Genomic DNA, 13,839 nt, shown 5'->3' with positions numbered 1-13,839 from the left:
ATTTATTTTAGCATACCTCTGAACTAAACGATATTTATTAGTCAACGATACAGTTCAATGTATTATATCGCTAAACTTTCAGAAAACTCTTGAAAATAACTGTCAATTCTGTTATTTTTGAAACAATTATCACGTCAAAAAATTGCCCTTTTTCTTTTTTTATTTAGAAAATGACAATTGGAGACGGTCAAAAGTAACGTGCCCTAATTTAATAGAATTCATAACTTTCGAGGTGAAAAATGGAAAAAAAATTACAATTTAAAGATTATTTATTTGTCGGTTCTATGTTATTTGGCTTATTCTTTGGTGCCGGGAATCTTATTTTCCCCGTCCATATGGGCCAATTAGCAGGCGCCAATGTTTTTAGCGCTAACTTAGGGTTTCTTGTAACCGGAATTGGCTTACCTTTTTTAGGAGTCTTAGCGATTGGCATCTCCCGCAGCAGTGGTTTATATGATTTAGCTTGTCGGGTAAATAAAACGTATGCCAAAATTTTTACCATCTTACTTTACTTGGTCATTGGTCCTTTCTTTGCTTTACCTAGATTAGCGACAACTTCTTTTGAAATTGGTTTGGCGCCTTTTTTAGCCAAAAGCCAGATTACTTTGGCACTAGCAATTTTTAGTATTCTCTTTTTTGTCTGCGCTTGGGCGCTATCCCGTAAACCGACTAAATTACTTAATTATGTGGGAAAATTTTTAAATCCTTTATTTTTAGTTTTACTAGGTATTTTAATTTTATTAGCATTTTTAAATCCAATTGGTAATATCACCGACACAGCGATTCAAGCCGATTATACCAATCACGCATTTTTAACCGGCTTTACAGAGGGCTATAATACATTAGATGCATTAGCTTCATTGGCATTTGGCATTATTATTGTCACCACTTTAAAAGATATGGGAGTTAAAAAGCCCAGCACCATCGCCATGGATACAGTTAAATCAGGTTTCATCAGTATTTTATTGATGGGAATTATCTATACGCTTTTATCTTTAATGGGGACGATGAGCCTTGGTAAATTTGCGATTTCTGAAAATGGCGGGATCGCTTTAGCGGAGATTGCTAAGCACTATCTTGGGACAGGCGGGAGCATTTTACTTGCGTTTATCGTTATTATTGCCTGCTTAAAAACAGCAATTGGCCTAATTACTGCTTTTTCTGAAACATTTGTTGAGTTGTTTCCACAACAAAAATATACTACCTTTGTGACCGGCTCAAGCTTGCTGGCTTGTTTATTTGCCAACATTGGGTTAACTAAAATTATTGAATTCTCAACACCTGTTTTAATGTTTACCTATCCTTTAGCAATTACTTTAATCTTACTTGCTTTGGTTGGTCCTTTATTTAAACAACGGGCGAGTGTTTATCGCTTAACCACTTACTTTACCTTGTTTGCAGCGATATTAGATGGGCTAAATGCTGCCCCTGCTTTTTTAAGAAATTTAGCACCAGTTCAAAGCCTACTACATTTTGCGCAAGATTATCTTCCATTTTTCCAATTAGGAATGGGCTGGATTGTGCCAGCACTTCTTGGCTTTATCGTGGGAATAATTTGGACGATTTTTAAAAAAGTACCTGCCGAAAATTAAGCAAAATTTTTGTGCGATTCTTATTTTAATTTCCAACCTGTAAAACGCCTGCGGCTTTTAAGTAGCAGGCATTTTTGTGTGCTTATAACTGACAGTCTGACAAAAAAAACGATACAATGAGAAAAAGGAGTCAAAATACGGAGGGATATTTATGGTATATGAAGAACTGATGATGGATACATCAACCTTATTAAAATTTGAATTGTTCCGCAAAATGATGTTTATTGGTCGTCCCAATTACGCTATTGCTGAACTAGCTCAAGAAATGAATCTTAATTACCAACAAACCGTTATTGATTTAACGGAAATTGATAAAGATATTAGCAAGATTCACCCCGAACATGAAAGTTTTTTAATTGGTGCGGGAAAAATCAACTGTCTGAAATTAACTGCCACCATCGATGAATATCGTTACTACTTATTGCAAAATTCTGTGCCTTTTCAATTTATTATGTATTTTATTAACGAAGAGAACCCAACAATCGAAGAATTTTGCAACCGCTACTTCTCAAGTCGATCAACTGTATCGCGAAAAATCGAGAAGCTAAAAAATTTCTTGAAGACTTTTAATTTACGTTTTACATATACAGAAGCTGGTTTAGTAGGTGACGAAAGACTCGCTCGCCTCGCATTATTTAATCTGATTTGGTTGGGAACTAGAGGAATTACTTGGCCATTTAATGTGTCAGAAGAAAAAGTCGAACAAGTCGTAGCAGCTTTTGGCGAATACTTTCCTCTTTCTCGTACCTATTTAGGCAATTTAGAATTAAAATATTTTGCGGCTATTTTCTTATTACGCATTCAAAAAGGTATTTTTGTTAAATACGATAAAGCCTATGATTGCTTAATGAAAAACAATGACTATTATGATTTCACTCGTTTAAATCCTTTAGTTGATAATCAGTTAACTGCCCGTCAAAATAAAGCTGAATCCAGTTATATTTTCTTTTTGGCACACTTTATTCCGTTTTATACCTTAGAAGATGATCCAACCTTAACACAAGTTATTCACGACTTTGGTAAAGAAGCAAATCCTGTTGATAATTTAGTCAAAGAATTTTTACAATTTGCTAAAGAAGAGTTATTTACCAACAACCCTTCTGTCTTAGATCAACCCCTTGTTTTAGGGAATTTATTGAACATTACATTTGGTTATTATGTCATTAAACATCGCATGCCTACCATTCAACGTTTATTAGGACCAAAACAAGTTTTTGAATCACCTATTCGCGAAATGGAAGGAAAAATTCGTGCCTTCTTTATCGATAAAAGCAATCAAGAGCCTTACAATGCTTTCATCAATAATGCAACTATCAATAGCTTAATTAATGGCTTTACTCAAGTCTTAATGCCGCTTTATGACACCATGACGTATGCAAAAAAAGTTGAGGTGGGGGTTGCAATTGAACATAACTATTTAATCGTAAAAAATATTTATCAATTTATGTCAGATTTAAAATTTGTCAATGCGGAAACTTACAACAGTCAAAGACAAGAACAGTACGATTTGGTTATTAGTTCATCTTTAGTATTAAAAAATCAAACACCGAATTTAAATGTCTTTTTATGGGAATTGGACCATGATGATGAACAATATATCGTCTTATATAAACATTTACGCAAAATTTTTAATGAAAAAAACAAATAATAGCAGTTAAGGAGGGTATCTCATGCGGTGGAAAGGTGACCGACAAAGTAAAAATGTTGAAGATCGCCGTAGTAGTTCTGGTGGATTATCCGGTGGCGTAATCGGCGGTGGTGGAATCGGGCTACTACTTATCGTTTTATTTTCTCTCTTCTTTTCTGGGGGGAATATCGACTTAGGTTCGCTTTTAGGCAGTGAAAATAGTCCAACTACCACCCAACAACCAACTGGAACTGATGAGCAAAAAGAGTTTGCCAGTGTTGTTTTTGGGCACTTGGAAGATTATTGGAACGCTGAATTTAAACAACCTGAATATGCCCAATACCAACAAAGCTATGAAAATCCGACTTTGGTTTTATATAGTGGTAGCGTGCGTTCAGCATGTGGTCAAGCCTCCTCTGCTGTGGGACCTTTTTATTGTCCTGGCGATCAAAAAGTTTATTTGGATTTAAGTTTCCAAGAAGAATTATCCCAACGTTTTGGCGCAACAGGAGATTTTGCTATGGCTTATGTTATTGCCCATGAAGTAGGTCACCACGTTCAATATGAATTGGGCACTTCAGATAAGATGGAACGCTTACGTAGCCGCCTTTCGGAAAAACAGTATAATCGCTATAGCGTAGCCTTAGAGTTACAAGCCGATTATTTTGCGGGCTGCTTTGCTCGTTATTTAGCCAATAAAACTTACCAAGGCCAACCAATTTTAGAAGTCGGTGATATTGATGAAGCCATCCAAGCGGCTAATCAAATTGGTGATGATACCTTACAACAAGAAGCTCAAGGATATGTTGTTCCTGACAGCTTTACTCACGGTACTTCTGAGCAGCGTGTGGACTGGTTTAAGCGTGGTTACCAATATGGTGATTTAAAACACGGTGATACATTTAGTACTTATAATTTAAGTCTCTAAATCTTAGGAATAAAAGACTGCTTAGCTGATATATACTTATCAGTTGAGCAGTCTTTTTTTATTATTGCTTGCAAGCTTGACCTGAGTTATTTCAATTTTATTGGATATCTAACTTATGAACTCGCTCTCTACGTCAATAAACTGGAATTTCAAAAAATTCTGTTAATGCTAAAGAGTTGAACACGTTTGTTTTGCTTTTAAGGCTTAATACTTTTTTAAGGATATTTCCTAACTTTTGCTTCTTTGATTCACAAAATATTCATAAATGATTTGTACTATATAAGTGTACCAACAAACAACCCTAACTAACACTTTTTCATTTTTAACTCCTTGCCCGTCGCCTCCCTAGCGACGGGCCCTTTTTTATTTAGAGACAAAAAAGCTGCGCAAGCTTTTTGGCTGCGCAGCAAAATCTTTTATGGTTGTCGGGTAATACTTGTTCGTTGTCCTGATTTATCTAAAATACTCACTTTGCGAATCAGCTCTAACGGAATCATCCGCAATGGCTGTTCTTTATTTTGCGGTTGTATCACTAAATGATTGGGATTTAATTGTTTATTTAAAATCCAGCCATAAACAGTTTCATACTTGACGCTATTTGGGGTTACATCTAATTGTAAAACTACCAAACTTTCTTTTTCAGCCGCCAAAACCAACGTTTCAGCCATTTCAACTGAAATCTTTTGTTGCAGCTCTTTGTCCATACTATCGCTTAAAAATCCCTTTAATAAGGCATTCGAGGTATTGGCCACGAAATTGCCGAATTTTTTAACATTCATTTTTTCTTTCATTGCCGCCACCCCTTCTCATAAGTAAGCACATTTTATCAAATTTCTGTAAAAAGACAAGTTTTTCTGATTGTTCACACAGTAGTCAAAACCGCTAACCACGGTGCTAATCCTGCTTCAATCAATTGTTTGGTTTCATCAAAATCACCTGTGTAATAAGGATCTGGAATAGAGTCGTCTTCTTTTCCCTCAACTACTGATAAATACGTGGCAACTTTAGCGTTCTTATCATGAGGTGCGATCGCCAAAATGTCGTGAACATTTTCTTTATCCATTCCCACGATATAGTCAAAGCGATAAAAATCTTCTTGTTGCAATTGTCGGGAAACCATCGCTGAAAAATCGACACCCGCTTTTTTCAAGACCTTTTTTGTACCCGGATGTGGTGGATTTCCCACTTCAAAACGACTAGTAGCAGCAGAATCCACGTGAATTTTGTAGCCATTTTCAAGTGCAAATTTTCCAAACAAGCCTTCTGCCATTGGCGAACGACAAATATTACCTAAACAAACAAATAAAACACTACTCACCATATTCACTATTGCTCCTCTTGTTGATATAAACGATAAGAATAAAGCTCAACGTCTTTTGCCAAACGAAACATTTGCGTCGCCACTTCTAAAGGAGCGACGGGGTAATCATCTTCAATCCAAGCCAACAACACTCCACTACAGCCATAGGTAAAAAAGTGCCCATAAAAATCTTTATCTGATTCTGATAAATAATTTTCCGTATCAAAGTCTTCAAATAATTTGCGGAAAAGCCGCCCAACAATTTTAGAAAATTCGCGAATTAAAATTTCTTTGCGGTCCGCTACTGTTTTGCGATAAAACTCGCGACGCTGATAAATTGCCCGCAACATTTGGAGTACTTGTTCTTCCCAATTTGCCAGTGATAATTCATCACTAGTTAGAAAATTTAATGCTTCTGTGTAATAAATAAAACGGAGCAATTCATCTTTATCCGAAAAATGATAGTAAAAAGTTTGCCGGTTAATTCCCGCTTTTTTTGCAATCATTTGCACACTAATTTTACTGTAATCCGTTTTTGCTACTAGCTCAATTAATGCTGTTGCAATCTTTAATTTTGTTTGGTTAACTGCCATCCCAACACACTCCATTACTCATAAGGATAACCAAAATGTTCATAGGCTAAGCCAGTCGCAATTCGCCCACGAGGAGTACGTTTCAAAAATCCTTTTTGAATTAAAAAAGGTTCATACATATCTTCCACTGTTTCGGTTTCTTCACCAATATTAACCGCTAGCGTACTCAAGCCTACTGGTCCACCACCATATAATTCAATCATCGTTTTAATTAATTTTTGATCGACATAATCAAGTCCAGCTTCATCAACTTGCAACAACTGTAAAGCGCGCGCGGCGATTTTATCATCAATTATACCATCCGCTTCCACTTGGGCAAAATCTCGCACGCGTTTTAAAAGGCGGTTGGCAATTCGGGGGGTTCCCCGCGAGCGCCGGGCAATTTCATGGGCACCAGTTGCAACAATATCTGTAGCAAAAATATCCGCTGAACGCAAAACAATCTCTTTTAAATCAGCTTCTTGATAATATTCCAAATGGCTGATAATACCAAAACGATCTCGTAAAGGTGCAGAAAGCATACCCGCCCGCGTTGTCGCCCCTACTAAGGTAAAAGGAGGTAAAGGAAAGTGAACAGGATGGGCTGTTGGTCCTTGTCCAACCATAATATCCACATAAAAATCTTCCATGGCCGAATACAACATTTCTTCAGCTACTCGGGGCAGACGATGAATTTCATCAATAAATAAAACATCGCCAGCTTCTAGTTCATTTAAAATCGCCACCAGATCGCCTGGTTTTTCAATAGCTGGACCACTTGTCGTTCGAATGTTGACATTCATCTCATTGGCAATAACCATTGCCATAGTCGTTTTCCCTAATCCAGGTGGTCCGTAAAGCAAGACGTGGTCTAAAGACTCTTCACGACTTTTAGCCGCAGCGATATAAATAGATAGTTCATGTTTCACTTTATCTTGACCGATATACTGGGATAAAAACTGGGGCCGTAATGATTTTTCAATGAGTTGTTCGGTCGTTTCTTTTTCGGGTGAGACAAGTCGTTCTTCTGTCACAATTTCCCCTCCTTTCTATTTTTTCATCACAAGTTTTAAGGCCGCACGTAAATACTCATCTGTTGTTTGCATTTCTTCATTTGCCAAAGTTTTCTCAACTTTTTTGACTTCTTTTGCACTATACCCCAAAGCAGTTAACGCCTCCATTGCTTCTGTTAATGCTACTTTGCCATTTGCTTGTGGTAAGAGCTCCAAATTCAATTGCGGATCGTAAAGATCGCCTAATTTTCCTTTTAAATCTAAGATCATTTGCTGTGCGGTCTTTTTCCCCACACCGGGAAATTTTGTTAAATAAGTAACATCGCCTGACTCAATCGCATTAATCATGCCAGTATGCTCTTCGCCGGCCATAATAGCCAAAGCCGATTTTGGTCCGATACCAGAAACACTAATCAAGCGTAAAAAAAGTTGTTTTTCTGCTAATTGTTTGAAACCATATAAAACGTGAGCATCTTCGCGAATAACTTGTTGCACATATACTTTAACCTCTTCTTGTTCTTTAAAGCGATATGGATTTCCTACTGCGATTTGATACCCAATTCCATGATTTTCTAAAACAATATATGCGGGGGTAACGCCTGTAATTTTACCGATTAAATACTCGTACATTTTTTTGTCCTTCCTGTACATACGTTCCCCTTATTGTAGCATAGTTTGGCACCAGACAAAAGCTGACTATTTCACAAGGGGTAAATACTCCCCGTACCCCGCAGCTTCCATTTCTGCTTTTGGAATAAATTTTAGTGCAGCAGAATTAATGCAATACCGCAAGCCTCCTGCATCTTTTGGTCCATCGCTAAAAACATGACCTAAATGGGAATCGGCATTTTTACTGCGGACTTCTACCCGATGCATACCATGAGAAAAATCAGCTTTTTCTTTGACTCCTCGTTTTTCAATTGGTTTTGAAAAAGCAGGCCAACCACAACCAGCGTCATATTTATCAGTCGAAGCAAATAAAGGTTCCCCGCTAACGACATCCACATAAATGCCTTTTTCATAAAAATCGTCATATTTTCCGGTAAAAGGACGTTCAGTGGCATTTTCTTGGGTTACAGCATACTCTTCTGGTGTTAATTTCTTTTTCAATTCTTCTTTATCCATCGTAATCACCTCTTAAGAAAATAGTACGCTCATCTAATTAAAAGCAAAAATTTTATGCTTATAAATACGCAGCCCTTAATGTTGCGTCAAAACAGTTTTAGGCTGAATTTAGATACATTAATTGCTGCGCAGAATTTTTAGATAATTTTTTTTAACATTTGATTGACAACACCGACAGGAAAACCAACAATGCTGTAATAATCCCCATCAACTTTTTTTACAAACAGACTAGCCTGACCCTGAATCCCATAAGCACCAGCTTTATCGGCATATTCACCAGTATCCAAATAGCGATTGATTTCGGCATCACTAAGCTCAAAAAACAGTACTTTTGCTGGTACTAATTCTTGTAAAATTTGGTGACCCTTACGCATCACCACCGCTGTGTAAACATGATGCATGCCGCCACTCATATCTTTTAGCATCACAAAAGCGTCTTCTCGAGATGTTGGTTTGCCCAGAATTTGACCGTGATTAACTACAATCGTGTCACTGGCAATGACCAAATCTTTAGGATGCTTTTCAGCTACAACCTTTGCTTTTTCTTTTGCCATATGAACAACATATTCTTCTGGTCGATCTGTTTCTTTTACCGTTTCGTCAATATCTGCTGGCTCCACTTTAAAGTCAGCTACCAAGCGAGATAACAACTCTTTTCGTCTAGGTGATTGTGATGCTAAAATAATTGCCAAGAAAAACTCCTCCTTTATTTCCACTCATTTTACAAAGTACCCTCATTTTATACTTAATATTGCAATTGTAAAAGAGGTTGCAACAAAAGCGGTCAGCTTCAAGCAATAAGACGAAATTTTAAGAAAAATTTTTTCTAATTTTTGCGAAATTTCGATTTATAAAAAAGTTACTTCTGTCACACTGTTTATTCCTAAAAAGGAGCTGTGATAAGACTTCTATCACAACCCCTTTGACGCTAAATCGTCTTATTTTTTTGTACCTAAACCTTCAACGGTTAAATCTTGAATACTGGCTGCGGTTTGATCAGCCGTCACGTTAGCTTTAAAAGTTACATTATCCCCTTCTTTGATGAAGATAGCATACGGACTATTATTTGAATTAACACTATAAACTGTTCGGTCGTCTTTTAATAAGAAAGACACTACGGTATTGTTGCCATTGGCGAGTACGACAACACGTTGTACTATACCACTTTTTTGGGTTAAAGCATCTGCTTGGGTACTACTATTGTTGCTTCCTTTTGTTGCAAGCTCAATCCGATAAGCATCCAATGCATTTTGCGCATTTTCAGCGTCTACGACAATATCGTTATCCACTGCATTAATGTAAACATATTTTTTGAAAATACCTTTTGTATCCATTAACGACACAATCCACGTGGGCACTCCATCAATATTATATAAGACTGGCATCTCAGCATCCCATTTCTTTTCGGGATAAATTTTTGCAGCAATGGAGATTGCACCGTCACTATCCATTATCCCAACTTCTGAATCGCGGTAATAGGTCAGTTGGCCACTGCGCGCATCAATTAAGGAATAACCTAAAGCAGAATCTTGATCATCATCACCACTGGTAAAGTCGGTGAAATAATTTAACTGGCCTTCTTTGCTCAACATCGGTGTTAATTGACCAGAAGCATAAATACCGTTATCAGTTGGGACTTTGACATCTTTTTTAGCGCCAAAGACAAATTGATTCCACCAGCCTTGGCCATAACGTCCAAAGAATTCATTCATACTATTAGCCGCAGCCGATGTAATCGGCGCATCCACAAAAGCAGGTGCTTTTTTACTGTCATATAATTTAACTTCGCCTGTTTGTGCGTTTAGCACGGCTGTTTTGAATTGATTATAATGCATTAGCCCGGTTACACCATATTCTTTGTATAAAGTTTGAATATAATAAGGTATCCCTTTATCATCAATCTCTAAATTGATTTTCCCATATGAAGCATAACCAGGAAAAGCAGCATAAATTTTGCGTCCTGCATCTTGGTTGAAAAAAGCAGACGGTGTGTATTTCAATGGCTCTTTGACAAATTCAGGTTGGGCATTTATGTCTGTAGCACTAATTTTGAAATAACCGGGAACTTCACCGAGTTTAAGCCATTTGAAAAAGCCATTGTATTCCACAGTTGCTACATAAACATACTCACCATTGATTGTCTGAGCAGTAATCCCATCTAATGTAAACATATTCGAATTGGGAATGACTGAAAACTTCTGCAGCATTTTTCGCTTCGCCATATCAGGAGCAATGGCGATTGGTGTTTCTTTAGTTGAAGTTAGCACTTCTGCTTTTTCCTTTGTTTTTGCGGGAATAGAAGAATAAACTTCATCAATAGAGGTAATCCCGCTAATTTTGGAAACTGCAAATAATACTCCCATCAACACCACTACCGCCGCAAAGACTTTTCCTAATTGCCCCATTGCTAGTTTGGTTTCAGGAGTAACATCCACACGTTTTTCATTAGCCGCTGGTATCTTCTTACCAATTTTTTTGCCCGCTTTTTTAATGGCCAAATATAGACTTGCAATTAAAACAGCAGCAAAAGCTCCCCATAAGTTGTACCACAAAAGAGAACTTAAATTTTTACTTGGTAGTACCAGATATAAAAAAACTGCCATTATTAGTAATTCCATTACTGTTAAGACGGCCATCCCTTTACGCGAGCTATCTTTTTCTAGTACTAAGATTAAAAAATTTATCATGAGTATCCCAATACTAAACAACAACGTTAAAATAATAAAATCAACAATCATCCACAACACTCTTTCTTTTATAAGACTTTTCCCTATTATGCCAGAAAATAACAAAAAATACGTCAGCCTTTTGCAGTATTTTAAATAGAAAAGCTAAACAAACGCGCTTAACTCTTTAGCATTAAGGCGAAATGATACGAAATTGTTCCTCAAATTTCTTAGCATTTCGACTTAATGTCGCCAAGAGTTCGTTTGTGAAGCTAGATCCAAGAAAAGCATAATAAACATGGTTAGTTCTCAAGCGATAAGACGAAATCTTGATAAATTGCTCTTCAAATTTCTCAAGATTTTGGCTTATCGCCGTAGAGAGCTTGTTTATTATGCTAGATCCAAGAAAAGCTAAAGGCAGTGGTTAGCTCTTTGGAAAAATTTCAGAAATTCGTTTTCTGGTGCTCTTTACCAGAAACTAATTTTTGAATTTTTCCCGAAGAGTTGCTGCCTGTGCTAGACACCTAGAAAAGTTTTCCGAACTCGTTCAATTCGCTAGCAATAAGCTAGAATTTCACGAAATTATTTCTCAAATTTTTTGAAATTTTAGCTTATTGTCGTAGCGAGTTAGTTCAAAAAGCTAGATCAATAGAAAAGCTAAACAAACGCGCTTAACTCTTTAGCATTCAGGCGGAGTAATAAGAAATTGTTCCTCAAATTTCTTAGCATTGCGACTTAATGTCGCCAAGAGTTCGTTTGTGAAACACAAAAAAGTAACCCGAAAGATTACGACTGCAATCTTTCGGGCTAATTTTACTGCTCGCTTAATTTACCATTTGAAAAATTAATCTTCTAAACCAGCCATAGCAGAGCGATGAGGATCTTGAATGCGTTTGAACATTTTTTCCATATCGCCGTTACTAAAGTGAATTAAAACCGGCCGACCGTGAGGACAATTGAAAGGATTTTCGCATAAAGCTAAATCTTGCAATAAGACCCGTGCTTGTAATTCATTTAAATGATGATTGGCTTTAATTGATCGTTTACAACTCATCATAATTGCTGTTGCTTCGCGAAATTTTTTGACGCTAACGTTTCCTGTCGTCAACAACATATCAATCATTTCTCTGGTAATACTTTCTTCTTGTCCAGCGGGATACCACGTTGGATGGGCACGAATAATAAAACTATTGGCACCAAAATCTTCTAATTGAATTCCGACATCTAAGAGCATTTCCTTTTTCTCACGTAATTTAATCGCATCACTATTAGGATAATCCAACACGATAGGTACGAGTAATTCTTGTAAGTTACTGCTCACATCCCCAATTTTTTCCCGAAAATATTCGTACTTGATCCGCTCTTGGGCAGCATGTTGATCGACAATATAAAGACCATCACTACTTTGAGCAAAAAGATAGGTCCCGTGCATTTGTCCAAAATATTCCAATTGGGGAAAACGTTCGCCAGTTTTTTCTGCTTCTAATGTAGCAATCGCTTTATTTAAAGCTTGGCTACCTTTTGAATCATGAAGACTAAATTCTGGATGGTCCAACTCGCTTTGCAATTCTGCCTCTATTTCATCTTGTGATAAAGCAAGATCAGCTTGAGAATTGGAGGAACTGTTTTCCACATCCATATATTTATCCACAACAGCATTTTCCTGCAGAGGAGTAGAATCTGCTTTTTCTTCTGACACTTTGGGATAACTTGGCACTGTAGGTAATTCTTCTTGAATTTCTACTACTTGTTGGAAATTTTCTCCTTGATTTTCCTGTTTACCTGTTGCTTCTTCTAGCTCTTTATCTGGCTTTTCTGAAACTTGTCCACAATCTTCCACAGCTTTATCCACAGACTGTGAATTACGGTAAATAAATTTACCACTACCGGGATCAAAGGCTAGTCCGCTATTTTTCTTTTCGGCATTTGGCAATTCCATTTGCAATTGCTCAGTTTTTTCTTGTTCTGTCCGCGGGATTTTTTTCTTAAAGTCTAGATTTTCTCCGGCATCAGGAATTAAATTTTCACTTTTTAAACGGTCATTAATTGCTTTACTAATTAATTTGGTTAATTCTGGTTCTTTTGATAAGCGCACTTCTTGTTTGGTAGGATGAACATTCACATCGACTAATAAAGGATCCATGGTAATTTCTAAAACCGCAATCGGAAAACGGCCGACCATTAATTTAGAACCGTAGCCTGTAATAATAGCTTTATTTAAAGCAAAGTTTTTAATGTAGCGGCCATTAATAATCGTTGAGATATAATTACGACTTGCCCGAGTTACTTCTGGTAATGAAATGTAGCCTTTCACCGTAAAATCTAAGTCTTGTGCTACAAGATCTAACATTTTTTTAGCTGTTTGCACCCCGAAAATTCCTGCGATCGTTTGTTTTAAATCACCATTTCCCGCTGTCGTTAACATTTTATTGCCATCGTGCACTAAGCGAAAAGCAATATTAGGGTGGCTAAGTGCCAAACGGTTCACAATATCGCCAATATTTGAAAGCTCCGTTTGTAATGTCTTAACGTATTTTAAGCGCGCTGGTGTATTGTAAAATAGATTTTCAACGGTAATTTTAGTTCCTTGACGCAAAGGCGCTGGTGTATGTTCAACGACTTTTCCACCTTCTAAACGCAACAATGTCCCTTGCTGGTGGGTTTGAACTGCTGTTTCAACTGTGACATAAGAAACAGAAGCAATACTTGGCAATGCCTCACCACGAAATCCTAATGTTCGAATGCGAAACAAATCATCCCGACTATGAATTTTACTTGTCGCGTGACGTTTAAAGGCGTTCACTACATCATCTTCAGCAATTCCTTCGCCATTATCAATTACTTGAATTTTTTTCAATCCGGCTTCTTCGACTAAAATATCAATCTGAGTCGATCCTGCATCAATCGCATTTTCAACTAATTCTTTTACAACCGAGGCTGGGCGTTCCACCACTTCACCGGCAGCAATTTGATTGGCAAGACGTTCAGATAACTCTTGAATTTTACCCATCGTCTG

The 13,839-nt window shown here is 37.1% G+C and carries 12 protein-coding genes; 3 read left to right on the top strand and 9 right to left on the bottom strand.

Translation table 11 applies throughout. The annotated features are described in order from the left end of the window. Window positions 1–239: 239 nt before the first annotated feature. From brnQ to ypfJ, 3 genes are all read left to right on the top strand, one after another. Entirely contained in the window at window positions 240–1,592 is a 1,353-nt protein-coding gene (gene brnQ, locus RU96_RS04310; protein WP_071864305.1) for a branched-chain amino acid transport system II carrier protein, read from the top strand. 151 nt (window positions 1,593–1,743) lie between these two features. Continuing rightward, window positions 1,744–3,240, top strand: a complete 1,497-nt coding sequence (locus tag RU96_RS04305; RefSeq protein WP_071864304.1) for a helix-turn-helix domain-containing protein — start codon at window positions 1,744–1,746, stop codon at window positions 3,238–3,240. 22 nt (window positions 3,241–3,262) lie between these two features. Next, window positions 3,263–4,147, top strand: coding sequence for a KPN_02809 family neutral zinc metallopeptidase (ypfJ, locus tag RU96_RS04300; RefSeq protein WP_071864303.1), 885 nt, complete (start codon window positions 3,263–3,265; stop codon window positions 4,145–4,147). A 416-nt stretch (window positions 4,148–4,563) separates the two neighbouring features. On the opposite strand, the gene RU96_RS04295 is transcribed toward ypfJ, so the two are convergent. The 9 genes from RU96_RS04295 to mutL form a co-directional block, all read right to left on the bottom strand. Beyond that, the gene (locus RU96_RS04295) at window positions 4,564–4,938 is read right to left on the bottom strand and encodes a hypothetical protein (RefSeq protein ID WP_071864302.1); all 375 of its coding nucleotides are present in this window, start codon (window positions 4,936–4,938) and stop codon (window positions 4,564–4,566) included. Window positions 4,939–5,009: 71 nt separating this feature from the next. Then, window positions 5,010–5,465: a low molecular weight protein-tyrosine-phosphatase gene (locus RU96_RS04290; protein WP_071864343.1), complete on the bottom strand. Its 456-nt coding sequence runs from the start codon at window positions 5,463–5,465 to the stop codon at window positions 5,010–5,012. An 8-nt stretch (window positions 5,466–5,473) separates the two neighbouring features. Then, the gene (locus RU96_RS04285) at window positions 5,474–6,040 is read right to left on the bottom strand and encodes a TetR/AcrR family transcriptional regulator (RefSeq protein WP_071864301.1); all 567 of its coding nucleotides are present in this window, start codon (window positions 6,038–6,040) and stop codon (window positions 5,474–5,476) included. Between the two features lie 14 nt (window positions 6,041–6,054). Then, complete coding sequence (ruvB, locus tag RU96_RS04280) at window positions 6,055–7,053, bottom strand: Holliday junction branch migration DNA helicase RuvB (RefSeq protein WP_071864300.1); 999 nt, start codon at window positions 7,051–7,053, stop codon at window positions 6,055–6,057. Between the two features lie 15 nt (window positions 7,054–7,068). Further along, entirely contained in the window at window positions 7,069–7,662 is a 594-nt protein-coding gene (gene ruvA, locus RU96_RS04275) for a Holliday junction branch migration protein RuvA (protein ID WP_071864299.1), read from the bottom strand. A gap of 66 nt (window positions 7,663–7,728) precedes the next feature. After that, on the bottom strand, window positions 7,729–8,157 hold the full coding sequence (gene msrB, locus RU96_RS04270) for a peptide-methionine (R)-S-oxide reductase MsrB (RefSeq protein WP_071864298.1): 429 nt from the start codon (window positions 8,155–8,157) through the stop codon (window positions 7,729–7,731). Window positions 8,158–8,294: 137 nt separating this feature from the next. Continuing rightward, a complete protein-coding gene (locus RU96_RS04265; RefSeq protein WP_071864297.1) occupies window positions 8,295–8,849 on the bottom strand; it encodes a Maf family protein in 555 nt (184 codons plus the stop codon). 246 nt (window positions 8,850–9,095) lie between these two features. Beyond that, window positions 9,096–10,895 carry a DNA-binding protein gene (locus RU96_RS04260; protein WP_071864296.1) on the bottom strand — a complete coding sequence of 600 codons (1,800 nt, stop codon included), beginning with the start codon at window positions 10,893–10,895 and terminating at the stop codon, window positions 9,096–9,098. A 772-nt stretch (window positions 10,896–11,667) separates the two neighbouring features. Further along, the gene (gene mutL / locus RU96_RS04255) at window positions 11,668–13,833 is read right to left on the bottom strand and encodes a DNA mismatch repair endonuclease MutL (RefSeq protein WP_071864295.1); all 2,166 of its coding nucleotides are present in this window, start codon (window positions 13,831–13,833) and stop codon (window positions 11,668–11,670) included. Between the last annotated feature and the right edge of the window lie 6 nt (window positions 13,834–13,839).

Source organism: Enterococcus canintestini (assembly GCF_001885735.1).
Taxonomy (GTDB): Bacteria; Bacillota; Bacilli; order Lactobacillales; family Enterococcaceae; genus Enterococcus_C; species Enterococcus_C canintestini.
This window is presented reverse-complemented; position numbering and strand designations above follow the sequence as displayed.